The sequence below is a fragment of the Insolitispirillum peregrinum genome (assembly GCF_900156605.1).
GTDB classification, from domain to species: domain Bacteria; phylum Pseudomonadota; class Alphaproteobacteria; order Rhodospirillales; family Rhodospirillaceae; genus Insolitispirillum; species Insolitispirillum peregrinum.
In genome coordinates, this window is sequence record NZ_FTOA01000007.1 from 75969 (window position 1) to 102905 (window position 26937).

The following is a 26937-nucleotide window of genomic DNA, read 5'->3' on the forward strand; positions in this document are numbered from 1 at the left end:
CAAAGGCAATTCAAAAAACCAACCCTTTGTTTCATATGGTGTTTCGCTGAAGTACGGAGTTCTTGACAGGCGGGTTGCTTTTTCGTATCTACCCACCAATTTATTCGTTGGCGGCTTTCTGTGCTCGTCCCGGCTACCGGACTTTTCCCATGAAACCTTTCTGGGGAAGAGGCTGGGGGTCGGCCTGCGCGCACCTACAGTCGTGCCTTTTGCCTGTTGGTGTGCTGCCTGTGGCGGTGATGACGGGATAAAAGGCGGGCCTGATCGCTGCTGACGTGACTCCCCCGCTGAGGTCCCGGTGCGTGGGGCACAGCCAAAGGAAATGGTATTCAAATGTCTGAGACGATCAACATCGCCGCCAGCCCCCGCCCGAACGGCGCAACTGGCGTGTTGGTGCTCGCTGACGGCTCGCTGTTCTGGGGTAAGGGCATCGGAGCCTCCGGCGACGCCGTGGGCGAAGTGGTGTTCAACACCGGGCTGACCGGCTATCAGGAAGTGCTGACCGACCCGTCCTATGCCGGACAGGTGATCACCTTCTGCTTCCCGCACGTCGGCAATGTCGGCACCAACGCCGAAGACATCGAATCGATGATCCCGGCGGCGCGGGGCTGCATTCTGCGTGCGGACGTCACCGACCCGGCGAACTGGCGTTCGGCCCAGCATCTTGAACAGTGGTTGGCTTCGCACAACCTGATCGGCCTCAGCGGTATTGATACCCGCAAGTTGACCCGCCGCATCCGTGACGGTGGTGCGCCGAACGGTGTGATCGCCCACAGCCCGACCGGCGATTTCGATCTGCCCGCCCTGCTGGCCAAGGCGCAGGGCTGGCCCGGTCTGGAAGGAATGGATCTGGCGCGTGAGGTCAGTTGCACCCAGACCTACGACTGGATGCAAACCCGCTGGGCGCTGGGTCAGGGGTTTGGCACCCAGCATGCGCCGCAGCATCATGTGGTGGCGATGGACTTTGGCGCCAAGCGCAACATCCTGCGCTGCCTGGCTTCGGCGGGCTGCAAGGTGACGGTCGTTCCGGCCACCGCCACCGCCGAAGACATCCTGCGTCACAGCCCCGACGGCATTTTCCTGTCCAACGGCCCGGGCGACCCGGCGGCCACCGGCACCTATGCCGTGCCGGTGATCCGTCAGTTGGTGGACAGCGGCATTCCGGTGTTCGGCATCTGCCTCGGCCACCAGTTGCTGGCGCTGGCGCTGGGCGCAAAGACCTACAAGATGGACAAGGGCCATCGCGGCAACAACCAGCCGGTCAAAGACCTGCTGACCGGACGGGTGGAAATCACCAGCCAGAACCATGGTTTTGCGGTCGATCGTTCGACCCTGCCGACGGGCGTGAGCGAAACCCACGTCTCGCTGTTCGACCAGTCGGTCGAAGGCATCGCGGTGGACGGCAAGCCGGTGTTCTCGGTCCAGTACCACCCGGAAGCCAGTCCGGGACCGCAAGATGCCCATTACCTGTTCCAGCGCTTCGTTGACAACATCGTCGCGCACAAAAACACGTAAAGGCGACCATTCGGGGGCCGTGGGAAACCGCAGCCCCCTCGCTTTACCGGCGGCCTTCCGTGCGCGTCCGATGGCGTTCCCCCCGCGTTTCGCCTCCGCGCAGTTGGCCACAGACAGAACAACAAAGAAGTAGACCCATGCCAAAACGCACAGACATCAAGTCCATTCTGATCATTGGTGCCGGTCCGATCATCATCGGTCAGGCCTGCGAATTCGACTACTCCGGCGTCCAGGCATGCAAGGCCCTGCGCGAAGAAGGCTACCGCGTCATTCTGGTCAATTCCAATCCGGCGACCATCATGACCGACCCGGAAATGGCCGACGCCACCTATGTCGAGCCGATCACCCCGGAAATGGTCGCCAAGATCATTGAAAAGGAACGTCCGGACGCCCTGCTGCCGACCATGGGCGGGCAGACCGCCCTGAACTGTGCGCTGGCGCTGGCCGACAACGGCACGCTGGACAAGTTCGGCGTCGAGATGATCGCCGCCAAAAAGGAAGTGATCGAAAAGGCCGAAGACCGCCAGTTGTTCCGCGATGCGATGGACAAGATCGGTCTGAACAGCCCGCGGTCGCGCGTGGTCAGCACGATGGCCGAAGCCCGCGAGTCGCTGGAGTTCGTTGGTCTGCCGGCGATCATCCGTCCGTCCTTTACCCTCGGCGGTCTGGGTGGCGGCATTGCCTACAACAAGGACGAATACGAGCAGATTTGCGCCTCGGGTCTGGCGGCGTCGCCGGTGCACGAAGTGCTGGTCGAAGAAAGCGTGCTCGGCTGGAAAGAGTATGAAATGGAAGTCGTCCGCGACAAGGCGGACAACTGCATCATCATCTGCTCGATCGAAAACATCGACCCGATGGGCGTGCACACCGGTGACTCGATCACCGTTGCTCCGGCGCTGACGCTGACCGACAAAGAATACCAGATCATGCGCGATGCCTCGATCGCCGTGCTGCGGGAAATCGGTGTCGAAACCGGCGGCTCGAACGTGCAGTTCGCGGTGAACCCGGAAGACGGTCGCCTGATCGTCATCGAAATGAACCCGCGCGTGTCGCGTTCCTCGGCGCTGGCGTCGAAGGCCACCGGCTTCCCGATCGCCAAGATCGCCGCCAAGCTGGCGGTCGGCTATACCCTCGACGAGCTGACCAACGACATCACCGGCAGCACCCCGGCCAGCTTCGAGCCGACCATCGACTACGTGGTCACCAAGATTCCGCGCTTTACCTTTGAAAAGTTCCCCGATGCCGACGCCCGCCTGACCACCTCGATGAAGTCGGTCGGTGAAGCGATGGCCATTGGCCGCACCTTTGCCGAAAGCCTGCAAAAGGGCCTGCGCTCGATGGAAACCGGCTTGACCGGTCTGAATGACGCGCACATTCCGGGGGCCAATGGCGGCGAAAACCGCGATGTCATCCGCGCTGCCCTGTCCACCCCGCGCGCCGATCGCCTGCTGGTGATCGCCCAGGCCTTCCGCTGGGGGATGAGCGTCGAAGAGGTGCAGGCCGCCTGCAAGTATGACCCGTGGTTCCTGAAGCAGATCAAGGCGATTGTCGATACCGAAGCCGGGATCAAGGCCAACGGCCTGCCGCAGGACCGCCAGTCGTTGCTCGACCTCAAGAAGATGGGCTTCTCGGATGCCCGTCTGGGTCAGTTGACCGGCCAGAGCACCGACGCTGTCGCTGCGCTGCGCCAGACGCTGGACGTGCATCCGGTGTTCAAGCGCATCGATACCTGCGCCGGGGAATTCCCCTCTGACACCCCCTACATGTATTCCTGCTACGAAGGTGATGGCGTGTCGCCGGGCGAGTGCGAATCCGAACCGACCGACCGCAAGAAGGTGGTGATTCTGGGCGGTGGCCCGAACCGCATCGGTCAGGGGATCGAGTTTGACTATTGCTGCGTCCATGCCGCTTTCGCGCTGAACGAAGCCGGTCATGAAACGATCATGGTCAACTGCAACCCGGAAACGGTTTCGACCGACTATGATACTTCGGACCGCCTGTATTTCGAGCCGCTGACCGGCGAAGACGTGGTGGAACTGATCCGCAAGGAACAGAGCAACGGTGAAGTGCTGGGCGCCATCGTGCAGTTCGGCGGCCAGACCCCGCTGAAGCTGGCGCGGGCGCTGGAAAAGGCCGGTATCCCGATCCTCGGCACCAGCCCGGACGCCATTGATCTGGCCGAAGACCGGGAACTGTTCCAGCAGCTGCTGCACAAGCTGTCGCTGAAGCAACCGCCGAACGCCATTGCCGCCTCGGTCGAAGCGATCCGCTCGTCGGCCACCGCGCTGGGCTATCCGCTGGTGATCCGCCCGTCGTTCGTGCTCGGTGGCCGGGCGATGGAAATTGTCCACGACGACAGCGGGCTGGAATCGTGGATCCAGCGCATGATCGTCGAACAGGCCCGGGGCCATGCGGCGATTGAAATCAGCGCCGAGATGCCGGTCCTGCTGGACAAGTACCTGACGGGCGCGGTTGAAGTCGATCTCGATGCCCTGCGCGACAACACCGGCGCGGTGTTCATCGCCGGCGTGATGCAGCACATCGAAGAAGCCGGCATTCACTCGGGCGACTCCGCCTGCTCGCTGCCGCCCTATTCGCTGCCCGATGCCATCGTCGAAGAACTGAAGCGGCAGGCCGAACTGCTGGCCGCTGGTCTGAACGTGGTCGGCCTGATGAACGTCCAGTTCGCCGTCAAGGACGGTGAAGTGTTCATTCTGGAAGTCAACCCGCGTGCCTCGCGCACCGTGCCGTTCGTCGCCAAGGCCACTGGTAACCCGATCGCCAAGATCGCTGCCCGTATCATGGCTGGCGAACCGCTGTCAGCCTTTGCCCTCAACGATCAGCCGCTGAAGCACGTTGCGGTCAAGGAAGCGGTGTTCCCGTTCGCCCGCTTCCCCGGCGTTGACATCATCCTCGGGCCTGAAATGAAGTCCACCGGCGAAGTGATGGGGATCGACGTTGATTTCCACCGCGCCTTCGCCAAAAGCCAGCTGGGCGCGGGCGTCAGCCTGCCGATGGAAGGCACGGTGTTCATTTCGGTGCGCGAAGGTGACAAGATCGCCGCGCTGGCGATTGCCCGCGACCTGACCGCCATGGGCTTCCGGGTGATGGCAACCGTTGGCACCGCAGCCTTCTTCCGCGACCACGGCCTCGGCGATGTGGTGACGGTCAACAAGGTTCTGGATGGCCGTCCGCACTGTGTCGATGCCATGATTGATGGTCAGGTGCAGATGGTGATCAACACCACCGAAGGCGTGCAGGCGATCAAGGACAGCTTTGACATCCGTCGCACGGCCCTGACCCGCAACATCCCGCACTACACCACCATGCCCGGTGCGCGTGCGGCGGTGATGGCGATCGAAGCCCTGAAAAAGGGCGCTCTTGATGTTGCGCCGTTGCAGCACTACTCTGTCTGACACTTGCGCATGTCAGGAGGAGAGCAGGAGGGGCCTGCTCTCCTCCTTGCGCCATGTTTGTATTTTAGGGATCAAGTCGGAATGGAAAAGATACCCATGACCGCCGGGGGTCAAAAAGCCCTTGAAGATGAACTTCGCACGCTGAAAAGCGTGGAGCGGCCGGCGGTCATCCGGGCCATTGCGGAAGCGCGTGAGCATGGCGACCTGTCTGAAAACGCCGAGTATCACGCTGCCCGCGAGCGCCAGAGCTTTATCGAAGGCCGGATTGCCGAGCTGGAAGACATCCTGTCCCGCTGCGACGTGATCGACGTCAGCAAGCTGTCGGGCAAGGTGGTGCGCTTCGGGGCCTCGGTGACCATCGTTGATGAAGACACCGATGACGAAGTGACCTACCAGATCGTTGGTCCGCACGAAGCCAGCCTGGAACAGGGCCGCATCTCGATCGGCTCGCCGCTGGCCAAGGCGCTGATCGGCAAGACCGAAGGGGACACGGTCGAAGTGGCCGCCCCCGGCGGGTCAAAGTCCTATGAGTTGCTGAAGGTCGTGTTTGCCTGATTTTCAGGAAACAGGCCCGCCTATTCTGACGCCCCCCGTTGCTGCGGTGACGGGGGGCGTTGTCTTGTCAGGCGATTCAACCTTCCTTAACGAACCCCGCGCATAACTATGCTATGCTGCCTGCCGGGCTGATGGTGCGCAGTGACAGGCCGCGGGGGCCTTGTACGAACGACAGGATTTCAGGCGATGAAACAGGCATGGAAAAGCCCGGAGGGCATGGGGCTGCGGCTGGCGGCGCTGGTGTTGCTTGTCTCGTCACTGAGTGCGTGCAAGGAAGGGGTCAATTCCTTGCAGGAAGCGGCCTTTGACGGCGAGAACTATGCCAGCGGGATTGCCAGTGCGGCCCGTTCGCTGGTGGTGCTGGATGCGGTGTCGGTGATCAACACCCAGAAAACGCTGGTCGATCATATCTCTGGCTGGCTGAATGGGCAGGATTGTTCGACCCTGCGCTATAACAAGGGTGACAATTATTGCCGCCCCTATTACGTCAACAAGCCGGTGGTGCCGCAGTTGTACTGCTATCGCACACTGGCCGCAGTGACCTGCTACGAACAGCCGACCGGCAATCCGGGCGACAAGCTGGTGGGCATTCGTGAAGGCGGTCTGCAAAAGACGTACTGATCCTCTGCTGAACAATCGACATCGACATCGATAGCTCAGAGCTGTGAGCCTGGGTCTCATCACAGTACACGATGGTTGGTGGACAAGAGTGGGCTGCCGCCCACACCCGCTCGGAGGCAAATGCCCCCGAACCCCCATTTTTCTTTAAAAATCAGAGTAATGGGGTCCGGGGCCTCAAGGCCCCGGCGAGGTATGGAGCAGCGCTCCATGATCCTGTTTTCTGTTTGTCATGTATTGTGGGGCTCACAGCTCTCGGCGCGTGCCTGATGCGCGGTCCCCGGTCTCTCCGGAAGCAAGGGGATTTCATCGCGCCTAGGGTTATTTTTCCGTCTTTTTCTCCCCTTTAGGGTGAATAAAGACGTTTGATGGCGAATTTATCTGTTTGGAAATATCGCCGCTTCCTCATACACTTTGGAAGCACCCCGCTTTCAGCTTTTGATGTTTGTATGAGGTACGCCATGTCAGCCAGCCAGCGATATTCAAGCGAGCGCCAGACGCACGACTTGCTTGCGGCCCTGACCAGGGTCGTTGGCGAACTGGAGACGTCCCACGCCGAACTCGACATGCCCAATCTGAGCAGCGAGCGGCGGCAGGAGCTGTACCACGTGATCCTGAACGACATGGGACGTCTGGCCAATTTGCTGCATCTGGCGGAATCCCATGCGGTCGGTCATCTGCAGGATGGAACACGGGCGCGCATCCGCGATACCCTGGACTATGTGCGCCAGCGGGCGACCTCGATCGGGGTCGAAATTGCCCTCAGCCGTATCCGGGCCTTGCGTCGGTTGGCCGACCGGTCAACCAAGGGGCGGATGCATCCATTGGGGCGCTCTTTCCGCCTGCGGGAAGACCTGAACAATGCGGTCAGCCTGTTACACAACTTTGGTCTGTCCCTGCCGCAAGAGCACATGGAAGATCTGCTGGACTCGGCGGCCAGCATCAACTCGCTGATTCGCAAGGACCGGGAAATCACCTGGCTCCAGCCGCTGGCCGAGGAGCAGGAAGATTCCTGCCCGCTGATCGACATTCAGGAACTGGTTGCCCGCGTCGCCATCAGCGAACAGGGCAGCGCACCTCAGGCCTGATCGCGTTGGCCTGCTGCCGCCTGCTGCATTGCGGTCCCGAAGCTGGCCATGGCCTGAATCACCTGCTGCAAGTCCATCCCCAACGCCGTCAGACTGTATTCCGTTTTGGGCGGAATGCAGGCGTAGGTCCGTTTGCTGAGCAGGTGATACTCTTCCAGCAATTTCAGCCGCTCGGTCAGAACCTTGGCGCTGATGCCGGGCAGGGACCGCTGAAGTTCGCTGAAGCGTTTGCAGCCCCCCAGCAACTCGCGGACGATCAGGGTGGTCCATTTGCCCTCGACGATACGGGCGGCGGTGGCGACGGGGCAGGAGGGAGGACAGGGCGGGGGAGAGGCCACAGGCGTTGTCCTTGCAGGGCATGGTTACCAAAAGGTGCATACTTCCCAAAAGAAAGTCCAGCAGCCTACAGTCCGGGATAACCTTTCCGGAGCCGTTACCATGATCCCGTTGTGGGTGTATCGGGCTGAACTGACCCTGTTGGCAGCCAGCAATGGGCCAACCCTGTTCCGCCATCTCTATGGCCTGCCATGGTATGGCGGTTTGTTGCGGCAATGGGCGGCAGACAGTCTGGCCGCCGCGACAGGGACGGTACGCGACCTGTGCGAGATTGGCTGTGGACCGGGCGACCTGCTGCATGACCTGGTGCAGCCATCGCAACAGGCGACGGGCATTGATGCCTCAGCGGCGATGCTGCGTGCGGCTCGGCCCCACCCGCTGGTGTGCTTCCAGTCGGGACGGTTGCCTGATGTGCCGCTGGCCGCAGGCAGTCAGGATGTGGTGCTGGCAGCATCGGTGCTGAACTGTGTGCCGGACCCTTGGGCCAGTCTGGCCGGGATGGCCCGCATCACCCGCGCGGGTGGCGTGGTGTCGGTGTTGGTACCGACCGGGCCGCGTGCGTCTGTGGGGGATTTGCTGCGGGACGTTGGCACGTTGGGATTGGCAGGTCGGTCGGCGGCGGTGCTGGTCCACTGGCTGCGCATGGCGCGGGTGGTCGACCCGGCAGAGGCGGCGCGATGGTTTACCGCTGCCGGGTTGCAGCAGGTGACGATCACCCCTTACCTGAATGGTCGGGTGAGCGGCATCCGGGGCCGGGTGTCATGACAGGCCGTCTGGTCCCGGCCCGGTGCCGTCGATCCAGTCAAAGAACGCATCCTCGTCCATCACCGTCACGCCCAGTTCGGTCGCCTGCTTCAGCTTTGACCCGGCCCCCGGCCCGGCAACCACCAGATCGGTCTTGGCTGACACGCTGCCTGCCACTTTGGCCCCCAAGTCTTGCGCCCGGCTTTTGGCTTCGCTGCGGCTCATCCGTTGCAGGGTGCCAGTGAAGACCACCGTTTTCCCGGCGATCAGCGAGCCGCTGGTGTCGCGGCGCAGGAACGGTTCGATGGTCAGCACCGCCAGCAGGCGGTCGAGTTCCTCGCGGTTGTGCGGCTGGTGGAAAAAGGCCACCAGTTCCTGCACCACCGCCGGGCCGATGGTTTCGACGTTGATCAGATCCTGATAGCTGGTGCTGTCGGGATTGGGGCTGCCGTCCTCGGCGGTGGCGGCGAGAACGGCGCTTTGCAGGGCGTCAAAGCGTTCGTAATGCTGGGCCAGCAGGCGGGCGGTGGCCTGACCGATCTGCGGGATGCCCAAAGCAAACAGGAATCGTTCCAGTGCGATGGTGCGACGGCCTTCGATGGCGCGATAGAGCTTTTGCTCCGACGTCTTGCCCCAGCCGTCTTTTCGGGACAACGGTTTCAGCAGGAATTCGGTACGACTGTCGCCCGGCAGCAAAAAGATGTCGCTCGGGCGATGGACACGGCCATCGGCCCAGAATTCTTCCACCGCCTTGTCGCCCAATCCTTCGATGTCAAAGGCATTGCGCGAGACAAAATGCTTCAGGCGTTCCTTGGCCTGCGCCTCGCAGGTCAGCCCGCCCGAACAGCGCCAGGCCACTTCCCCTTCGGGACGGACGGCCTCGGAGTCGCACACCGGGCAGCGGTGCGGGAAAGCAAACGGTTCCGGTTCGGGAGACTGCGGGCGCAGGTCCAGCACCACCTCGACCACCTGCGGGATCACGTCGCCCGCCCGCTGCACGATCACCGTATCGCCGATGCGCACATCCAGACGGCGGATTTCGTCCTCGTTGTGCAAGGTGGCACGGCTGACCACCACCCCGCCGACGGTGACCGGTTGCAGATGGGCGACCGGGGTCAGCACGCCGGTGCGGCCCACCTGCACTTCGATGTGCTCTAGACGGGTTTGTGCCTGTTCTGCCGGGTACTTGTGGGCAATCGCCCAGCGGGGGGCGCGGGCAATGAAGCCGAGGCGCTTTTGCCAGTCCACCCGGTTGACCTTGTAGACCATGCCGTCGATGTCATAGGGCAGCTCGGCCCGCCGCTCGCCAAGGGCGCGATAGGCGGCGATCATCCCGGCGGCGGAATGGCACAGACGGACATCCGGGTTGGTCGGAAAGCCCCAGGCGCGCAACTGCTCGAGGTACTGCCAGTGCTGCTCCGGCTCCCAGCCGTCCAGCTCGCCCCAGGCATAGCAGAACAGGCTGAGCGGACGGTGGCGGGTGATTTCGGGGTTGAGCTGCCGCAGCGACCCGGCGGCGGCATTGCGCGGGTTGGCAAACAGCTTGCCGCCGGTCTGTTGATGGCGGGCGTTCAGGGCCAGAAAGTCGGCGCGGGCCATATAGACTTCGCCCCGGACCTCTAGCACCGCCGGAACGGTCGTGCCGCTGAGGGTCTGGGGGAAGGCGGCAATGGTGCGCAGGTTGGCGGTGATGTCTTCGCCTTCCTGCCCGTCGCCACGGGTGGCGGCCTGTACGAACACCCCGTTTTCAAAGCGGGCGGAAAAGCTGAGGCCGTCAATCTTCGGCTCGGCGACAATTTCAACCGGCTCGTCGTCGGTCAGCTTCAGGAAACGGCGGATGCGGCCAACGAAGTCCTCGACGTCGCTGTCGTCAAAGGCGTTGTCCAGCGACAGCATCGGCACCCGGTGCTGAACCTTGCCAAAGCCTGCCGCCGGGGCCGCCCCGACCCGGTTGTGTGGCCCGCTGGCCGGGGCAGCCTCGGGGAACTGGGCGTACAAGCGCATGTAGCGCCGCTTCAGGGCATCATAGTCGGCATCGTCGATCAGCGGGGCATCATTACCGTGGTAGGCGGTATCAGCCTGGGCCATCTGCTCGGCAAGGGCCTGCATCTCGGCGGCGGCGGCCTCGCGGGTGGGGAACAGGTCGGACATCGGAACCCTTTTATGCGTCAGGCGCCCATCAGGCTGGCGGCGGCGGCGCGTGCTTCGGGGGTGATCACCTCCCCGGCCAGCATGCGGGCAACCTCTTCACAGCGGGCGGCGTGGTCAAGAGAGGTGATGGTGGTGCTGGTGGTGCCCTTGCTGACGTGCTTGGCGACCCGCCAGTGATGGTTGCCCTTGGCGGCAACCTGTGGCGAATGGGTGACCACCAGCACTTGCAGGTCCTGCGCCAGCGCCGCCAGCCGCTCGCCGACGGCGGCGGCGGTGGCTCCGCCGATCCCGGCGTCCACTTCGTCAAACACCAGCGTCGGAATCGGCGAGACGCGGGCCAGCACCACTTTCAGCGCCAGCATGAAGCGCGACAGTTCCCCACCCGAGGCAATCTTGCCGATCGGACCGGGGGCGCTGCCGGGGTTGGTGGCAACCTCGAAGGCCACCCGGTCGAGGCCGTCGCTGCCCCATTGCTCTTCGGGCAGGTCTTCGATGCGGGTGACAAAGCGGGCCTTGTCGAGCTTCAGCGGCGGCAGTTCGCGCGCTACGCCGCTGTCGAGCGTTTTCGCCGCACTCTGGCGGGCTTTTGACAGGCGGCGGGCGGTTTCGACATAGGCCAGCCGGGCGGCCTGTTCAGCCTGTGCCAGCCCGACCAGATCGCTGCCGCCATCATCCAGCGCCCGCAGACGACGGTGGATTTCCTCGCGCACGGCGGGCAGCTCGTCGCAACTGACCCCATGCTTGCGGGCCAGCGCGCGCAGGGCAAACAGCCGTTCTTCCACCCGTTCAAGGGCTTGCGGATCAAGGTCGATGGTGCTGGCGGCGTGTTCGAGCATGTTATGGGCTTCGGCGGCCTCGACGGCGGCGCGGTCAAAGGCATCGAGCACCGGGGCCAGTATGGCGGGGGCCATCGGTGCCACCCGTTCCAGCGCCCGCTGGGCGGCGCGGAAAATGCCTTCGACGCCACCGCCACCGGCATCCATCGTTTGCAGGGCGGCGCTCAGGCCCTCGGCCAGCTTTTCGCTGTTCATCAACAGGGCACGGCGGTCGGCCAGTTCGGCCTCTTCGCCGACCTGCGGCGCGGCGCCGTCCAGTTCCTCGGCGGCGTGGCGCAGGGTGTCTTCTTCGGCGCGGGCGGCGGCCAGATCGCGCTCGGCCTGTTCGCGGGCGGACCGTGCTGCCCGCCACAGCGACCACGTCCCGGTGCAGGCGGCGCGCGCCTTGGCGGCAGCCCCGTACAGGTCGAGCACGTCGCGGTGGGTGGCCGGGTTCAGCAGGCCGTGGGTATCGTACTGCCCATGGACTTCGACCAGCGTTTCGCCCAGTTGGCGCAACAGGCTGATGCTGATCGGCTGGTCATTGACCGATGCCCGCGAGCGGCCATCACGGGTGACAATCCGGCGCAGGATCAGACTGTCGTCCTCGCCGTGCAGGTCATTGTCTTTCAGCAGGCGATGGGCGGGGTGGCTGGGGAGCAGTTCAAACTGGGCGGTCACCGACAACTGGTCGGCGCCGGTGCGCACCAGTCCGCTGTCGGCCCGTTCCCCCAGTGCCAGCCCGAGGCTGTCGAGCAGAATCGACTTGCCTGCGCCGGTTTCCCCGGTCAGCACGCCCAGCCCGTTGCCAAAGGTCATGTCCAGACGATCAATCAGGACCACATCACGGATGGAGAGGCGGACCAGCATCAGGGAACACCATCAAAAGGACAGAAAGCGGTACGGGGATGACAAACGGGATCAGAACAGTTTGGGCAGCCAGCCATCATCCTTTTTGCCGTTTTCTTCGGCCTGCGGATCGGTCGAGCCCAGTTCGGCGACTTCGTAGGCATCCTGATACCAGCGGCTGCCCGGATAGTTGTGGCCCAGCACGGCGGCGATGCGACGGGCTTCGCCTTTCAGGCCGACCATGGTGTAGGCTTCAACCAGACGATAGAGGGCTTCGGGGATGTGGGTGGTCTGCTGATAGCCGTCAACCACTACCTTGAACCGGTTGATGGCGGCCAGATACTGTTTGTTGCGCAGGTACCAGCGGCCGACTTCCATTTCCTTGCCGGCCAGATGGTCGCGGGTCAGGTCGATTTTCAGGCGGGCGTCGCGGGCATAGGTGGTGTTGGGGAAACGGGTGATCACTTCTTCCAGCGACTGCATGGCCAGTCTGGTCATCTTCTGGTCACGGCCCACGTCGGAAATCTGTTCGTAATAGCACAGCGCCTTCAGGTAATAGGCATAGGGCGCATCGGCGTTGCCGGGGTGCAACTGGATGAAGCGGTCCAGGGCGATGATCGCATCATCGAATTTGGTGTCTTCGTAATAGGCATAGGCGGCCATCAGCTGCGCCTTGGACGCCCAGCGGGAATAGGGGTGCTGGCGCTCGACCTCGTCAAAGGACTTGGCGGCTTCCTTGTAGTCTTCTTTCTGCAGGCGATCCATCGCCTCGTTGTACAGATCCCCCACCGGGCGCTCGACGTATTCCTCTTTTTTGTCGCCAGAGCAGCCCGCCAGCAGAGCCACACCAAGGAGGACTGCAAGGGCGGAACGACGGCGAGGCAGAACAGCGGCAAAGCGCGAGGTTTTCATCAAGCACGGCCTTATATGGTGAGGTGAGACCAGAACAAAGCAGGAATAGGCTAGCGCAGGGCGCGATGGTCAGCAACAGCAGACATCAGTCGGACCCTGCGGGAGCCACTATGATACAGCGCCGAACGGGCGGCAAGGGGGCGGCTAGAGCATTTCTCGCTCTCCAAGGATCACGATAAATGCTCTAGTGACTTGTTATCCAAGCAAATGCGTCGTCGCAGATGTGTCCATCTGCTCGGGATTTACTCTGGCACCCCCCTGCCGACGTGTCAGGCGGTCTTGAACAGGGCGTGGCGCTTTTTGCCTGCCGACAGCTTGAGGGTGCCGTCGATGATGTCGGCGGCGGTGATCAGCTGGTTTTCGTCTTCGACCTTGCCATCGTTCAGCTTGACGCCGCCGCCACGCACCAGACGACGGGCTTCGCCCTTCGACGCCGCGAACTCTGCCGTCACCAGCAGGTCGAGCAGCGCCACTCCGGCTGCGGCCTGCTCCGGCGACAGCGGATAGGTAGGCAGGTTTTCGCTCAGGGTACCCTGCTCAAAGGTCTGCTCGGCGGTCTGGCGGGCGGTGCTGGCGGCGGCGGCCCCATGGCACAGCGCGGTAACCTGATCGGCGAGAACCTTTTTGGCGTCGTTGATCGCCGCCCCGTCCAGAGACTCGAGGCGGGCGATTTCGTCCAGCGGCAGTTCGGTGAACAGGCGCAGGAAACGGCCGACGTCGGCGTCTTCGGTGTTGCGCCAGTACTGCCAGAACTCGTAGGGCGACAGGCGTTCTTCGTTCAGCCACACCGCCCCGTTGGCGGTCTTGCCCATCTTGGCCCCCGACGAGGTGGTCAGCAGCGGCGAGGTCAGGCCGAACACTTCGGTGGCGTCCAGACGGCGGGTCAGTTCGACGCCGTTGATGATGTTGCCCCACTGGTCCGACCCGCCCATCTGCAGGCGGATGCCGCCGCGCTTGTGCAGTTCGTGGAAGTCATAGCCCTGGAGGATCATGTAGTTGAATTCCAGGAAGGTCAGCGGCTGTTCACGGTCAAGGCGCAGCTTGACCGAGTCAAAGCTCATCATGCGGTTGATGGTGAAATGCACACCGATCTCGCGCAGGAAGGCCAGATAGTTCAGGTGGTCCAGCCAGTCGGCGTTGTTGACCATCACCGCATCGGTCGGGCCATCGCCAAAGGTCAGGTACTTGGCGAATACCTTTTTGATGCCGTCCATGTTGGCCTGAATCTGCTCGTCGGTCAGCAGCTTGCGCGACTCGTCCTTGAACGACGGGTCGCCGATCTTGGAAGTGCCGCCGCCCATCAGGACCACCGGCTTGTGGCCGGTCTTTTGCAGCCAGCGCAGCATCATGATCTGGATCAGCGACCCGACATGCAGGCTGTCTGCCGTGCAGTCAAAGCCAATATATGCCGGAACCACGCCAGCGGACATGACGGCATCAAGGCCCGCCAGATCGGTGCACTGGTGATAATAGCCGCGTTCACGGACCGTCTTGAGGAAGTCGGAGCGCACGGCTGTTGGTTCGGTGGACATCTTTTTGGCTCTTCAACTGCTATAATGATAAGGAAGGGTTGGAAACCCGCCGTCGATTTAGCACAATCGCGGCTTCTGGACAATGTTAGGGCAGAGATTGCATCGTGACTGTTGAGACTTTTGCGCCCCGCTGGGCGATTGGCCTGATGAGCGGCACTTCGCTGGATGGCATTGATGCGGCCCTGATCGAAAGCGATGGCGAACGGGTGACCGCCATCGGTCCGGCGCTGACCGTCCCCTATCCGCCGACTTTCCGCGCCGCCATCTATGGCACGCTGGGTGAACGCGGCGATGCCGAAACCATCGCCCGCGTCGAAACGGAAATCACCCGCCTGCACGGCGAGGCGGTGATGCACCTGATGAACGCCTCGGGGATGGCCCCCGAGGACATCGCGGTGGTCGGTTTCCATGGTCAGACCATCGCCCACCGGCCCGAGCAACGCTATACCCGCCAGCTGGGCAACGGCGCGCAACTGGCCAACACCGTCAAGGTACCGGTGGTGTTCGACCTGCGCAGCGCCGATGTGCAGGCCGGCGGGCAGGGGGCTCCGCTGGTGCCGGTGTTCCATGCCGCGCTGGCCGAAGGGCTGGAACGGCCGCTGGCGGTGCTGAATATCGGCGGGGTGGCCAACGTTACCCTGCTGTCCGATGACCATGACCTGCTGGCCTTTGACACCGGGCCGGGCAATGCCCTGATTGACGACTGGATGCATCGCCACACCGGGACTCCGCAGGATGCCGACGGCGCGGCGGCGGCAGCGGGCACCATCCACCGTGACGCGCTGACCAAAATGATCAGCCATCCGTGGTTCTCGGCTCCGCCACCGAAGTCGCTGGACCGTGATGCCTTCATGTCGGCCTTCTCCCACCTCGAGGGGCTGTCGCTGGAAGACGGTGCCGCCACGCTCAGCGCCTTTACCGCCCTGTCGGTGGCACGGGCGGCGAGCCTGATGCCGGTGCTGCCGAAACGCTGGCTGGTCTGTGGCGGTGGGCGCAACAACCCGACCCTGATGCGCCTGCTGAACGAAGAGCTGGGCGTGCCGGTCGAAGCGGTGGAAGAAGAGGGCTGGCACGGTGACGCGCTGGAAGCGCAGGCGTTCGGCTTCCTCGCCCTGCGGCACCTGCGCGGCCTGCCGCTGACCTTCCCCGGCACCACCGGCTGCCCGCAGCCGATGACTGGCGGGCGTCTGGTGCTGCCCGAGGCGGTGAACTGAGTGTTGACAGGGCAAGGGAAACTTGCCATCTTATGGGAGGAGGCTTTGTGGTAGAAATATCGCATTGCCTTTTTCTTTTTGGCAACACCATGATCATTCGGCTGTTCCGTCGTATGCCGTGATATGAACGGCGCTCACTGCTCTAATATTTTGTTTTGTCGTATTTTTTGCGCAATGCGTTAAGGTTGCTTGGGACGTAGATCCGAAATTTCCTTGATGCCCCAGACGTTTTGGCCACCGTCGGTCAAGTGGAGATAACGCATCTGTTTGACTATTTCCACAAGAGGGCCAAGCTCGGGGCGGGTGCTTTCCGGCATGCGAGCCAGACGCAATCCCCAGCTCACAATGTAGGCAACCAGATCTGCCAATTGCACCAAGGAGCTTAGGTCTGAATGTACGAACAGGGGTTCAGGGATAATGAGGCGGGCACGAATTCGCCCGTTTTTTGTTCTCTCAAAGTACCGCGAGATTTGTCCTAGCAGGACGTGACTTGCACTCTTGTCCAGTTCATCAAAGATCAGGAAACCCATCGGATTTCCCTGTGTTTGATTGAGAAAATGATAAAACCTTTCGAGGAAAAAGGCATAGTCTTTGCGCATTTCATCGCCATTTGGAGGCCTTGGTGCGCTTTGAGGAACCATGGTCGCGAAAACTTTGGCACCATGGAGATGCGCCTCCCCAAGAATATGTTTGCAGTAGGCAATTTTGGCCTGAGCGAGTGCGGTTAACCTGGGGCGGGATGGGGCGGAGCCGTCACTGAGAATTTCGCGGGATAACCGTTGACGTTCTTCCGGGGAGAACGGGGGCATTTGATTGGCGAGTCTATACGTCTTCTTTTTCAGAAGTTCTTTCGCCTTTGCTTCCGCCCCATAGGCCTCATAAAGGCGTGCTCCAAAGAACTGCTCTTGAGCTTTGGAAATTTCTCGAATCAGTTTCCATATTGTACGGTCCTCAATAGCTATCCCGGCAAGCACCTCGTATGGTGAATTCCGCTGATCCTGCCCGGACTCATCAACAAACAGCATCCAGCACATATCGAGTCTCCGATAGAATGGTGCATCGTGCAGAGCTATGCATCTGTGATGCTGCTTTATAACACCAAAACGGCCCGCAGGGAGAACGCTCTCTGCGGGCCGTTTTGGTGTGCGTTCTGTCAGGCAAGCGAACCGGGCTTACACCCGTTCCATCGCGCCTTCGAGGTAGGTATCCACCGCTGCCGTCAGCGAGTCCATGTGGTTGCTGAAGAAGTGGTTGGCCCCGGTGACCGACTTGTAATCGACCTTGATGTTCTTTTGCGCCTGCAGCTTGGTGGCCAGCTTTTGCGCCGAGACCTCGGGGACCACTTCGTCCGAAGCCCCGTGAACGATCAGCCCCGACGACGGGCAGGGCGCCAGGAACGAGAAGTCGTAGATGCTGGCCGGAGGGGTGACGGCGACAAAGCCGGCAATTTCCGGGCGGCGCATCAGCAACTGCATGCCGATCCAGGCCCCGAACTGGAACCCGGCCACCCAGCAGGAGGTGGCATTGGCATTGATGGTCTGCAACCAGTCGAGCGCCGAGGCGGCATCCGACAGTTCACCCTGACCATTGTCAAACGCACCCTGCGACCGGCCCACTCCCCGGAAATTGAAGCGCAGCACGGAAAAACCGCGCCGGGCAAAGGAGTGGTGCAGGTTATAGACCACCTTGTTGTTCATGGTGCCGCCGTGCTGCGGGTGCGGGTGCAACACCAGGGCGATGGGAGCGTTGGCTACCTTGCTGTGATGGTAGCGACCTTCGAGACGGCCTTCCGGCCCATTGAAAATAACTTCAGGCATGTTCCGCGTGCTGCTCTGCGAGGGCGTTCCAGGACGGGAAAGGGATTTCCCCGCCGGTCAGACGTTGCGCCTTGATCAAGACCGGCCCGATGAACGGTGGACCGGAGTGCTGGACGTGTGCCGGGGGACTGTAATCTTGACCAAAAAAGTCGGAGATTTTATAGTTATCCCAAGGCAACGACGGGAAGGTCAGGGTATTTCCGCTCCAGCCTGTTGACGGGCTGGCTGGCCGGTCCCTATCTCCTCCCCCAGTCTGACCCGAACAGGGCCGACCATCAGGGTTAATGACAGTCAGACACTGATCTGGTCGTCAGGTGTGAACCACTCCCCCATAAAAGGACCGCGCAAGCAGCCTCGCAAGGGGTCGGGCATAATAACACACTCCGGGCTACGCATTTCAACTGTGTAGATGGTCAGTGCTCTTGTTTCCGTCATCGGGGTGTGGAAAACTTTTGTGCAGGTGCACACCTTACCCCGCTGGCGGCCCGTTTTCTGTGACGGTCGTCATCCCCCCTTCGGGGGCGGGCGTGACCGGGGACGCGGCGGCAGGATGGCTGCGCGGCTCCGTCGTTAACCGCCGGACCGGGCAAGGACTGTTGCCGTTCCGGCTCTGTGACCAGAGGATGACCATGGTTCTTGCACGACTGAAGGAAGACATCGACACCATCATGGCCCGCGATCCCGCCGCCCGTTCGCGGCTGGAAGTGGTCCTGTGTTATCCGGGTGTCCATGCGATGATTGCCTATCGGTTGTCGCACTGGTGCTGGAAAAAGGACTTCCGGCTGGTCGCCCGGGTGATTTCGGCCACCGCCAAGGTGTTCACCGGCGTGGAAATCCATCCCGGGGCCACCATCGGGCGGCGGGTGTTCATTGACCACGCCACCGGGGTGGTGATCGGTGAAACCGCCGAAGTCGGCAATGATGTTACCCTGTATCAAGGAGTGACCCTGGGCGGAACGTCGCTGGAAAAGGGCAAGCGCCACCCGACCCTGCTGGATGGGGTGATTGTTGGCTCGGGCGCGGCGATCCTTGGCCCGCACACGATTGGGGCTGGTGCGCGCGTCGGGGCCAATGCGGTGGTGCTGGACGATGTGCCGCCCGGCGTCACGGTGGTCGGCATTCCGGCCAAGGCGGTGGTGCGCAAGGACAAGACCAAAGCCGAAGAATTTTGCGCCTACGGCATGCCGACCGACGAAATGCCGGACCCGGTGGCCCGTGCCATGGATGCCCTGCGCGACCAGATCACCGCCCTGTCCGAGCGGGTGCGGGAACTGGAAGGCACGCCCGCGACTGTTGTGCCGCTGACGGTCGCCCGCAGCGAAGAGGAACCGCCAGAGGTCCCGCCGACGGACGGCAACGATCAGCCTCCGGCAAAAGCAGCGGTCAGCGCCTGATCCCTGATCCGGCGCGGAACCGGCCCGGAACCGGCCCGGAACCGGATGGTGCAACAGGCAGGGCATAGGGGCGCATACCCCCTATGCCCGTTTGTTTGTTGTCAGGTTGTTGCTTTATGGGGCGGGAATGCATAAATAGGCACCTAGTAAGGTATGGTATTTTTGCCAGACAAGTGTATAAGGTGCCTCCCGCACCGGAATGTTGCCCGACCTCGCTGTCCTGTGTCAGCGAGGTAAAGGGTTCTTTAGGGTCTGATGCAGGTCAGGCAGGAGTAAGCCGGGGGGACGGCACGGCTGGGTCCACACGCGGGTCAGCCTCTTGAGGGAGTAAATGGAGTGAGACTGAGCACCAAAGGGCGTTATGCCGTGATGGTCATGGCCGATCTGGCATCCCATTCTGCGGGCAAGCCGGTGGCGCTGGCCGATATCGCGGAACGTCAGGAAATTTCGCTGTCCTATCTGGAACAGTTGTTCGGTCGCCTGCGCAAGGGCGGTCTGGTGAAAAGCGTCCGTGGTCCGGGTGGCGGTTATCTGCTGTCGCGGCATCCTGGCGAAATGCGCATTTCCGATATCATTCTGGCGGTTGATGAGCCGATCCAGACCACCCGTTGCGCGCCGGGCAGCCCGGCGGGCTGCCACAACAACAAGGGCCGCTGCCTGACGCACGATCTGTGGGAAGAGCTGGGCAACCAGATTTATCTCTATCTCAGCTCGGTGACGCTGGAACAGGTGTGCTCGCGGCAGGTGCTGGGGACCAGCGGCCTGTTCCGTGACCCGCTGTCCTCGACGGCAGCGCAATAACGACGTCGGCCCCGCCACCCCCGGCGGGACTGGCCTGATCATCCGACCTGTTGCGGGCTCCCTCATGGCCGATGGTCATGCTCCCCCGCAGCAGGTCGTTTGTCATTGGGCCTGCGTGCATTCAACCTGACGCCATGGTACACGACGTTTGGGAAGCAGGCTCATGGAGCGCTGCTCCACGCCTCGCTGGGGCCTTGGGCCCCAGACCCCATTCTTTTGATCTTGAAGGAAAAAATGGGGGCTTGGGGCCTCAGGCCCCAAACGGGTTCGGGCGGTAGCCCGCCTTTTGAACCGAACTGTCATGTACCGTGACCTGACGCAGGCACGCTGGTTTAACCTTTTGTTCTGTCGCATTGTTGTTGCGAAACCCGGTTCCCACTTTTCGCACAATGCTCTAAAGGCCCTGGTTCATGGCATCAACGGTTTATCTCGACTGGAACGCATCAGCCCCGGTGTCTGCCGAGGCACGGGAGGCGGCCCTGCGCTGGATGGAACAGCCGGGCAATCCGTCGTCGATCCATGGCAGCGGGCGGCGGGCGCGGGCGCTGGTCGAGGATGCGCGCACGGCCATTGCCCTGCTGGCGGGCAATGGCCGTGCCGGGGCGGTGAAGCCGGGGCAGGTGGTGTTCACCTCCGGTGGGACCGAGGCGCTGGCGCTGGCGCTGCACGGGTTGTTTCCGGCTCGCCAACTGGCCGAGGCTCCGCCGTTGCTGACCGCTCGCCGCTGTCTGGTGTCGGCGGTCGAGCACCCGGCCGTGTTGGCCGCCGCCCATGCCGCTGGTGGTGCCCCTGCCGAACAGAGTCCGGTGCTGCCGTCGGGGCTGATTGATCTGCCGTGGCTGGAACAGCGTCTGGACCCGCAGCGGGACGACCTGCCGCAGGTGGTGGCGGTGCAACTGGCCAACAACGAAACCGGCGTGATCCAGCCGATGGCGCAGATTGCCGATCTGGTCCATCGGGCCGGAGCCTTGCTGTTGTGTGATGCGGTGCAGGCAGCGGGGAAAATCCCGCTGGACCTGAGCGCGCTGGGGGCCGATGCGCTGGCCCTGTCGGCGCACAAGCTGGGCGGATTGCCGGGCTGTGGGGCGCTGGTGCTGGGGGCAGGGATCGGGGTGCGTCCGTTGCTGGCCGGAGGCGGACAGGAGCGGGGCCAGCGTGGCGGAACGCAAAACGGCGTTGGCATCGCCGCCTTTGGGGCAGCGGCAGCGCAGGCGCTGGCCTTGCTGGCCGATGGTGCCGGTGTGCGGATGACTGAACGGCGCGACCGGATGCAGGCGGCCTTGCTGGCGCGGGCACCGCAGGCGGTGGTACATGGTGGTGAGGTGGACCGCCTGCCCAACACCCTGTCGATCAGCCTGCCTGGCGTGGACCAGCAACGGCAGGTGATGGCGCTGGATCTGGCTGGCATTGCGGTTAGTGCCGGGTCGGCCTGCTCGTCGGGCAAGCTGGAACCGTCGCATGTTCTGCTGGCGATGGGCATGGGCGAGCTTCTGGCCCGTCAGGCGATCCGCGTTTCCTTTGGGCATTCGACAGCGCAGGATGATCTGGACCGATTCGTGGCCTGCTGGTCGGGACTGGTCCCACCACAGGCGTAGGCGGCTAAAGATCGTTCGTCATATTTTTGTCACCGAAACCCAGCAGATGCCGAGGTATGGCCGTAGTCTGAGGCGGGCGTACCCTGTAGGTGTACATCCGCCTCTTGCCTGAACGGCACGAGGCAGGTACACATCGTGCGCTGCAAACCGCTGTGTCAGCCCTTTTGTGCGATGCGGTATGCGGCGGTTGGCTGTCTTTTGTCCTCCCCCTCGGACCTTCCATGGAGATTCTCAGATGCCCAGGATGACCTTCATCGACCCCAATGGGACTCGCCACGACGTGGATGCGCCAGAGGGGCTGTCGGTCCTCGAAATTGCACACCAGAACAAGATCGGTCTGGAAGGTGCCTGCGAAGGCTCGCTGGCCTGCTCGACCTGTCATGTGGTGATCGACCCCGAGTGGTTCGACCGTCTGGAAGAGCCGAGCGAAGACGAAGAAGACATGCTCGATCTGGCCTTTGGCCTGACCAAGACCAGCCGTCTGGGCTGCCAGATCCTGATGAGCGCCAAGCTGGACGGTCTGGTGGTGCGTCTGCCCGAAGGCACCCGCAACGCCCTTGACGACTAATACGACGATTACGTGAACGGTGGCGCTTTCCGGGCTAAATGGCTCTGGACGAACAGACGCCCTGTTCCCATATTTGCAAGGCACCGCGCACAGCCTGTTGCGCGGTGCCTTGTTGTTTTGGACAGGCCCGGACAGTTGAGAAACAAGATCGTGGAGCGCTGCTCCACGCCTCGCTGGGGCCTTGGGCCCCAGACCCCATTCTTTTGATCATCAAAGAGAAAAGGGGGGCTTGGGGGCATTGGCCCCCAAACAGGTGCGGGCGGTAGCCTGCCTGTTGTTCTTTCTCTGTCGTGACCTGAACCACGTTCGATTTTTTAGCGGAACCCTGACATGCACAGTGTACTTTCGACCAAAGCCCCGCAGGATACCCGCGTGATGGTGGCGATGTCCGGCGGCGTTGACAGCTCGGTTACGGCGGCGGTGCTGAAAGAGCAAGGCTATGACGTGGTCGGGATCACCATGCAGCTGTACGACCATGGCTTTGTGATCGAAGGCTCGAAAACCTGTTGCGCCGGGCAGGACATCTATGATGCCAGCCGGGTGGCCGATCATCTGGGCATTCCGCATTACGTGGTCGATTACGAGCGCAATTTCCTCACCGATGTGATGGAAGCCTTTGCCGATTCCTACGTAGCCGGGGAAACGCCGGTGCCGTGCGTGCTGTGCAACCAGACAGTCAAGTTCCGGGATCTGGTGCAGGCGGCGCGCGATCTGGGGGCCGATGCGCTGGCCACCGGCCATTATGTCCGCCGGGTGGTGGGCGACGATGGCCGGGCACAGTTGTGGCGCGGGGCCGACCATGGCCGCGACCAGTCCTATTTCCTGTTCACCACCACGCAGGAACAGCTCGATTTCCTGCGCTTCCCGTTGGGGGACATCAGCAAGGACGAAACCCGCGCCATCGCCCGCCGTCATGATCTGGTGGTGGCCGACAAGCCGGACAGTCAGGACATTTGTTTCGTGCCCGACGGCAACTATGCGCGGGTGGTCGAAAAGCTGCGCCCCGGTGCGATCCAGCCGGGCGAGATTGTCCATGTTGACGGCACGGTGATGGGGCGGCACGAGGGCATCATCCATTACACTGTCGGCCAGCGGCGCGGGCTGGACATTGGCGGGATGGCGGATCGTCTGTATGTGGTGCGGCTGGAGCCCGAGCATCACCGGGTGGTCGTCGGCCCGCGTTCGGCACTGGGCACCGGACGGTTCACGGTGCGGGCGGTCAACTGGCTGGGCGGTGGGGAGCACATTCCCGCCGATGGGGTGGCGTTGACCGTCAAGGTGCGCAACTCGTTCCGTCCGGCGGAGGCGATGGCCTATGGCTTGCCGGATGGCCGGGCGGAGGTGCGCCTGTTACACCCGGTCGACGGGGTGGCACCGGGGCAGGCCTGCGTGTTCTATCACGGTGATCATTTGCTGGGGGGCGGCTGGATCACCCGCTAGAACATTGTGCGAAAAGCGGGAATCGGTTCTCGCAAAGAAAACAATGCGACAAAACAAAAAGTTAGAGCAGCGTGCCTGTGTCTGATTTAACGCACGCTGCTCTAAATAAAACCCCCGGAGCAGGGGCGCTGCTCCGGGGGGGGGACTTCGGGCTTCGGGTTGATCTTACCCCAGCCGTTCTTCTTCCAGCTGGGCATCAACCACTGCCAGAGTGGTGATGTTGGTCAGACCGCGCGTGGTGATCGAGGTGGTGCAGATGTGCACCGGCTTGCTCATCCCCAGCAGCATCGGACCAACCGACAGGCCGTTGGCCAGCACCTTGGTCATGTTCATGGCGATGTTGGCGGCATCGCGGCTGGGCATCACCAGCAGGTTGGCGGCACCCTTCAGGCGGCTGTCGGGGAACACCCGCTGGCGGATGGCGTCATCCAGCGCGGCATCGGCGTGCATTTCGCCTTCGACGATCAGGTGCGGTGCGCGCTGTTCGAGGATTTCGCGCGCCACGGCCATCTTGCGCGAGGACGGGTCCTGATAGCCGCCAAAATTCGAGGCCGACAGCAGGGCCACCTGCGGTTCCAGACCAAAGCGGCGAACCTCTTCGGCGGCTTGCAGGGTGATGTCAACGATCTGTTCGGCAGTCGGGTCGGCGTTGATCTGGGTGTCGCAGATGAACACCGGGCCTGACGGCAGGATCAGCAGGTTCATGGCGGCGGCGACTGGCACATTCTTGCGCAGGCCGATGCAGTCCATGACGTGTTCGAGGTGCTTGCCGTAACGGCCGTTCAGGCCGCAGATCATCGCATCGGCAAAGCCATAGCGCAGCATCAGCGAGGCAAACACCGTGGCGCGGGTGCCAACCACCGTATGGGCGAACTGCGGGGTGACGCCCCGGCGGCGCATGCGGTCGTAATAGGCGCTGGTAAACGAATGGCGGCGGCTGTCGTGCATCTGCTCGACCACCTCGACATCCCGGTCGAGGCTGAAGCGCAGACCCATGGCGGCAATCTTTTCTTCGATCCGGTCGCGGCGACCGAGCAGGATCGGCTTGGCGATGCCTTCATCAACCGCCACCTGCGCGGTGCGCAGCACGCGATCGTCTTCGCCTTCGGCAAACACCACCCGCTTGGGATCGCGGCGGGCCTTTTCATAGACCGGGCGCATCACCATGCCCGAGCGGAATACGAACTGGCCCAGCCGCTCGCGGTAGGCGTCAAAGTCGGTGATCGGACGGGTGGCAACGCCGCTGTCCATCGCCGCCTGCGCCACCGCCGGAGCAATTTCCAGAATCAGGCGCGGGTCGAACGGCTTGGGCAGCAGGTAGTTCGGGCCAAAGCGCAGCGGCTCGTCAGCATAGGTGCTGGCGACCACTTCCATGGCTTCGACGTGGGTCAGGCGCTCGAGGGCTTCGACGCAGGCGACTTTCATCGCGTGGGTGACTTCGGTCGCGCCGGTGTCCAGCGCCCCACGGAAGATGAACGGGAAGCACAGGACGTTGTTCACCTGGTTCGGATAGTCCGACCGGCCGGTGCAGATGATCGCGTCCGGGCGCACGGCGCGGGCGTCTTCGGGGCTGATTTCCGGGTTGGGGTTGGCCAGCGCCAGAATCAGCGGCCGTTCGCCCATCTTGGCGACCATCTCGGGCTTCAGCACGCCACCGGCGGACAGGCCGAGGAAAATGTCGGCGCCTTCGATCACATCGCCCAGCGTGCGGGCGTTGGTCGGCACGGCATAGCGGGCCTTGTTCTCGTCATAGCCTTCGGGGCGGCCTTCGTAGACCACGCCGTGGACGTCGCACAGGATGATGTTTTCTTTTTTCAGGCCCAGTTCGACCAGCAGGTCAAGGCAGGCGATCCCGGCGGCACCACCGCCCGAGGACACCATGCGCACTTCGTCGAGCTTCTTGCCCGCCACCCGCAGGCCGTTGCGCACGGCGGCGGCGGCAACGATGGCGGTGCCGTGCTGGTCGTCGTGGAATACCGGGATCTGCATCCGCTCGCGCAGCTTGCGTTCAATGATGAAGCATTCCGGCGCCTTGATGTCTTCGAGGTTGATCGCCCCAAAGGTCGGCTCCAGACGGGCGACGGTATCGACGAACTTGTCCGGGTCCAGCTCGGCGATTTCAAGGTCGAAGGCATCAATGCCGGCGAACTTCTTGAACAGCACCGCCTTGCCTTCCATCACCGGCTTGGAGGCCAGCGGACCGATGTTGCCCAGCCCCAGAACGGCGGTGCCGTTGGTGACCACCGCCACCAGATTGGCGCGCATGGTCAGTTCGGCGGCTTCGGCGGGATTGGCAACGATGGCATCACAGGCGGCAGCCACCCCGGGCGAGTAGGCCAGCGCGAGGTCGTGTTGGGTGGTCAGCTGTTTGGTCGGCACGGTGGCCAGTTTCCCCGGCGAGGGAAAGCGGTGATAAAAAAGCGCAGCTTCCTTGAGCGAATCGTCCAGCATTTCATCCCCTGCGGATAGACGCTATCAGCGTCGTGCAGGCCGCGGGCGAGGTCACGGCTCGCCGGCAGCCTTGTTGTCTTGGTGTTGCGGTCCGGGTGATCCCCCGGGCGTGCAAAAGATAGGGTACAAGCACTGGGCAAACCAGAGGGAACTGTATGCTCCCCACCTGATCGGGTTGCCTGTCGGCAAAACCATGCATCCGGCGTGCCGTAAAAAAGTCAGGGGAAAGAAAAGGCCGGAAATGCGCCAAATGATCGGCGGGTCGCGAAAATGGCGTAATAAAATAACCCGGAAATGGCGGATTTCCGCCACCAATAATGCGCATAATGGCGGAAAACCGCCATGGTAAAGGGCGCTGGCAGGAGCCCGCAGGCCCCTGCCACAGAAAGTATCAGCCGGTGATGTCGGGATAGGCAATCAGATCGGCAATCGTCACCAGTGGCATCCCGTGCTGGCGGGCATAGACGATCAGTTCGGGCAGGCGGGCCATGGTGCCGTCGGGGTTGGTGACCTCGCACAGCACTCCGGCGGGCTGCCGACCGGCGCGGCGCATCAGGTCGATGGTCGCTTCGCTGTGCCCCTGCCGGACGGCCAGTCCGCCGGGATTGGCGCGGATCGGAAACACATGGCCGGGGCGGGCCAGATCGGTGGGCTGGCAGTGCGGGGCAATCGCCGTCTTGATGGTGGTCACCCGGTCGGCTGCCGAAACGCCGGTGGTGACGCCGTGGCGGGCTTCGATCGACACCGTAAAGCCGGTGCCATAGGACGAGGTATTGGCGCTGACCATCGGCGGCAGCTCCAGCCGGGTGGCGTTGGCGTCGGTCAGGATCAGGCAGACAATCCCCGAACAGTCGCGGATCATCTGCGCCATCTGGGCAACGGTCAGGGTTTCGGCGGCGCAAATGATGTCGCCTTCGTTTTCGCGGTCTTCGTCGTCAATCACCACGATGCTGCCACCGGCGCGAATCTGCGCAACAGCGCGGGCAACGCGCTCGGCGGGGGTGCCAAAGCTGGTAGTCAGGTCGTCCTGATCGGTCAGGGTCTCGGTCGCACGCGACACAGGAGACATTACTGGCTGATTCATCGGTCTTACTCCGCATGGGGTTAAGCCTGTGAATCAGGGCGA

21 protein-coding genes are annotated in these 26937 nt (G+C 62.8%); 12 read left to right on the forward strand and 9 right to left on the reverse strand.

What is annotated here, in order from left to right:
• The first annotated feature begins 333 nt into the window (after positions 1–333).
• The 5 genes from carA to BW995_RS17270 all read left to right on the forward strand — a co-directional run bounded on the left by carA (position 334) and on the right by BW995_RS17270 (position 7192).
• Entirely contained in the window at positions 334–1515 is a 1182-nt protein-coding gene (gene carA / locus BW995_RS17250; protein ID WP_076401673.1) for a glutamine-hydrolyzing carbamoyl-phosphate synthase small subunit, read from the forward strand.
• 137 nt (positions 1516–1652) lie between these two features.
• Positions 1653–4931 carry a carbamoyl-phosphate synthase large subunit gene (carB, locus tag BW995_RS17255; protein WP_076401674.1) on the forward strand — a complete coding sequence of 1093 codons (3279 nt, stop codon included), beginning with the start codon at positions 1653–1655 and terminating at the stop codon, positions 4929–4931.
• A gap of 81 nt (positions 4932–5012) precedes the next feature.
• A complete protein-coding gene (gene greA, locus BW995_RS17260; protein WP_076401675.1) occupies positions 5013–5486 on the forward strand; it encodes a transcription elongation factor GreA in 474 nt (157 codons plus the stop codon).
• Positions 5487–5672: 186 nt separating this feature from the next.
• Positions 5673–6107 (forward strand): hypothetical protein, encoded by a 435-nt coding sequence (locus tag BW995_RS17265; protein ID WP_076401676.1) that lies wholly within the window; start codon positions 5673–5675, stop codon positions 6105–6107.
• A gap of 458 nt (positions 6108–6565) precedes the next feature.
• Positions 6566–7192, forward strand: a complete 627-nt coding sequence (locus tag BW995_RS17270; protein ID WP_076401677.1) for a hypothetical protein — start codon at positions 6566–6568, stop codon at positions 7190–7192.
• Here the strand turns inward: BW995_RS17270 and BW995_RS17275 are convergent.
• Positions 7183–7530: a winged helix-turn-helix transcriptional regulator gene (locus BW995_RS17275; RefSeq protein WP_076401678.1), complete on the reverse strand. Its 348-nt coding sequence runs from the start codon at positions 7528–7530 to the stop codon at positions 7183–7185. The two genes, BW995_RS17270 and BW995_RS17275, sit on opposite strands and share 10 nt — an antisense overlap.
• 100 nt (positions 7531–7630) lie before the next feature.
• Between BW995_RS17275 and BW995_RS17280 the strand changes: the two genes are divergently transcribed.
• Complete coding sequence (locus BW995_RS17280; protein ID WP_076401679.1) at positions 7631–8293, forward strand: class I SAM-dependent methyltransferase; 663 nt, start codon at positions 7631–7633, stop codon at positions 8291–8293.
• Here BW995_RS17280 and ligA read toward each other — a convergent pair.
• The 4 genes from ligA to tyrS form a co-directional block, all read right to left on the reverse strand.
• Positions 8288–10423: an NAD-dependent DNA ligase LigA gene (gene ligA, locus BW995_RS17285; RefSeq protein ID WP_076401680.1), complete on the reverse strand. Its 2136-nt coding sequence runs from the start codon at positions 10421–10423 to the stop codon at positions 8288–8290. The genes BW995_RS17280 and ligA overlap by 6 nt on opposite strands.
• A gap of 17 nt (positions 10424–10440) precedes the next feature.
• Positions 10441–12108: a DNA repair protein RecN gene (gene recN, locus BW995_RS17290; RefSeq protein ID WP_076401681.1), complete on the reverse strand. Its 1668-nt coding sequence runs from the start codon at positions 12106–12108 to the stop codon at positions 10441–10443.
• A 51-nt stretch (positions 12109–12159) separates the two neighbouring features.
• Positions 12160–12999 carry an outer membrane protein assembly factor BamD gene (locus BW995_RS17295; protein ID WP_076401682.1) on the reverse strand — a complete coding sequence of 280 codons (840 nt, stop codon included), beginning with the start codon at positions 12997–12999 and terminating at the stop codon, positions 12160–12162.
• A gap of 269 nt (positions 13000–13268) precedes the next feature.
• Complete coding sequence (gene tyrS / locus BW995_RS17300) at positions 13269–14531, reverse strand: tyrosine--tRNA ligase (RefSeq protein WP_076401683.1); 1263 nt, start codon at positions 14529–14531, stop codon at positions 13269–13271.
• Positions 14532–14632: 101 nt separating this feature from the next.
• Here tyrS and BW995_RS17305 point away from each other — a divergent pair, with 101 nt between their 5' ends.
• Entirely contained in the window at positions 14633–15745 is a 1113-nt protein-coding gene (locus BW995_RS17305; protein ID WP_076401684.1) for an anhydro-N-acetylmuramic acid kinase, read from the forward strand.
• A 179-nt stretch (positions 15746–15924) separates the two neighbouring features.
• On the opposite strand, the gene BW995_RS17310 is transcribed toward BW995_RS17305, so the two are convergent.
• Together BW995_RS17310 and BW995_RS17315 are read right to left on the reverse strand one after the other, a co-directional pair.
• Positions 15925–16770: a DUF3800 domain-containing protein gene (locus BW995_RS17310; RefSeq protein WP_217696125.1), complete on the reverse strand. Its 846-nt coding sequence runs from the start codon at positions 16768–16770 to the stop codon at positions 15925–15927.
• 147 nt (positions 16771–16917) lie between these two features.
• On the reverse strand, positions 16918–17562 hold the full coding sequence (locus BW995_RS17315; protein ID WP_076401686.1) for an alpha/beta hydrolase: 645 nt from the start codon (positions 17560–17562) through the stop codon (positions 16918–16920).
• Positions 17563–18191: 629 nt separating this feature from the next.
• Here BW995_RS17315 and cysE point away from each other — a divergent pair.
• From cysE to mnmA, 5 genes are all read left to right on the forward strand, one after another.
• Complete coding sequence (gene cysE, locus BW995_RS17320) at positions 18192–18956, forward strand: serine O-acetyltransferase (protein WP_084194954.1); 765 nt, start codon at positions 18192–18194, stop codon at positions 18954–18956.
• A 336-nt stretch (positions 18957–19292) separates the two neighbouring features.
• Positions 19293–19757: an Rrf2 family transcriptional regulator gene (locus BW995_RS17325; protein WP_076401687.1), complete on the forward strand. Its 465-nt coding sequence runs from the start codon at positions 19293–19295 to the stop codon at positions 19755–19757.
• A 410-nt stretch (positions 19758–20167) separates the two neighbouring features.
• Positions 20168–21352, forward strand: a complete 1185-nt coding sequence (locus tag BW995_RS17330; protein ID WP_076401688.1) for a cysteine desulfurase family protein — start codon at positions 20168–20170, stop codon at positions 21350–21352.
• A 235-nt stretch (positions 21353–21587) separates the two neighbouring features.
• A complete protein-coding gene (locus BW995_RS17335; RefSeq protein WP_076401689.1) occupies positions 21588–21920 on the forward strand; it encodes a ferredoxin family 2Fe-2S iron-sulfur cluster binding protein in 333 nt (110 codons plus the stop codon).
• Between the two features lie 330 nt (positions 21921–22250).
• The gene (mnmA, locus tag BW995_RS17340) at positions 22251–23360 is read left to right on the forward strand and encodes a tRNA 2-thiouridine(34) synthase MnmA (protein WP_076401690.1); all 1110 of its coding nucleotides are present in this window, start codon (positions 22251–22253) and stop codon (positions 23358–23360) included.
• A 165-nt stretch (positions 23361–23525) separates the two neighbouring features.
• Here the strand turns inward: mnmA and BW995_RS17345 are convergent, their stop codons facing one another.
• Together BW995_RS17345 and ribB are read right to left on the reverse strand one after the other, a co-directional pair.
• On the reverse strand, positions 23526–25808 hold the full coding sequence (locus BW995_RS17345) for an NADP-dependent malic enzyme (RefSeq protein WP_139332992.1): 2283 nt from the start codon (positions 25806–25808) through the stop codon (positions 23526–23528).
• 394 nt (positions 25809–26202) lie between these two features.
• Complete coding sequence (ribB, locus tag BW995_RS17350; protein WP_084194948.1) at positions 26203–26895, reverse strand: 3,4-dihydroxy-2-butanone-4-phosphate synthase; 693 nt, start codon at positions 26893–26895, stop codon at positions 26203–26205.
• Positions 26896–26937: the final 42 nt, after the last annotated feature.

Bases quoted from the DNA above. Each gene is read 5' to 3' on its own strand.
- carB (WP_076401674.1), top strand. From the start codon at position 1,653: ATGCCAAAACGCACAGACATCAAGTCCATTCTGATCATTGGTGCCGGT.
- greA (WP_076401675.1), top strand. From the start codon at position 5,013: ATGGAAAAGATACCCATGACCGCCGGGGGTCAAAAAGCCCTTGAAGAT.
- cysE (WP_084194954.1), top strand. From the start codon at position 18,192: ATGGTTCTTGCACGACTGAAGGAAGACATCGACACCATCATGGCCCGC.
- ribB (WP_084194948.1), bottom strand. From the start codon at position 26,895: ATGAATCAGCCAGTAATGTCTCCTGTGTCGCGTGCGACCGAGACCCTG.
- BW995_RS17270 (WP_076401677.1), top strand. From the start codon at position 6,566: ATGTCAGCCAGCCAGCGATATTCAAGCGAGCGCCAGACGCACGACTTG.
- BW995_RS17330 (WP_076401688.1), top strand. From the start codon at position 20,168: ATGGCATCAACGGTTTATCTCGACTGGAACGCATCAGCCCCGGTGTCT.
- mnmA (WP_076401690.1), top strand. From the start codon at position 22,251: ATGCACAGTGTACTTTCGACCAAAGCCCCGCAGGATACCCGCGTGATG.
- carA (WP_076401673.1), top strand. From the start codon at position 334: ATGTCTGAGACGATCAACATCGCCGCCAGCCCCCGCCCGAACGGCGCA.
- BW995_RS17265 (WP_076401676.1), top strand. From the start codon at position 5,673: ATGAAACAGGCATGGAAAAGCCCGGAGGGCATGGGGCTGCGGCTGGCG.
- BW995_RS17280 (WP_076401679.1), top strand. From the start codon at position 7,631: ATGATCCCGTTGTGGGTGTATCGGGCTGAACTGACCCTGTTGGCAGCC.
- BW995_RS17310 (WP_217696125.1), bottom strand. From the start codon at position 16,770: ATGCTGTTTGTTGATGAGTCCGGGCAGGATCAGCGGAATTCACCATAC.
- BW995_RS17295 (WP_076401682.1), bottom strand. From the start codon at position 12,999: ATGAAAACCTCGCGCTTTGCCGCTGTTCTGCCTCGCCGTCGTTCCGCC.
- ligA (WP_076401680.1), bottom strand. From the start codon at position 10,423: ATGTCCGACCTGTTCCCCACCCGCGAGGCCGCCGCCGCCGAGATGCAG.
- recN (WP_076401681.1), bottom strand. From the start codon at position 12,108: ATGCTGGTCCGCCTCTCCATCCGTGATGTGGTCCTGATTGATCGTCTG.
- tyrS (WP_076401683.1), bottom strand. From the start codon at position 14,531: ATGTCCACCGAACCAACAGCCGTGCGCTCCGACTTCCTCAAGACGGTC.
- BW995_RS17315 (WP_076401686.1), bottom strand. From the start codon at position 17,562: ATGCCTGAAGTTATTTTCAATGGGCCGGAAGGCCGTCTCGAAGGTCGC.
- BW995_RS17335 (WP_076401689.1), top strand. From the start codon at position 21,588: ATGCCCAGGATGACCTTCATCGACCCCAATGGGACTCGCCACGACGTG.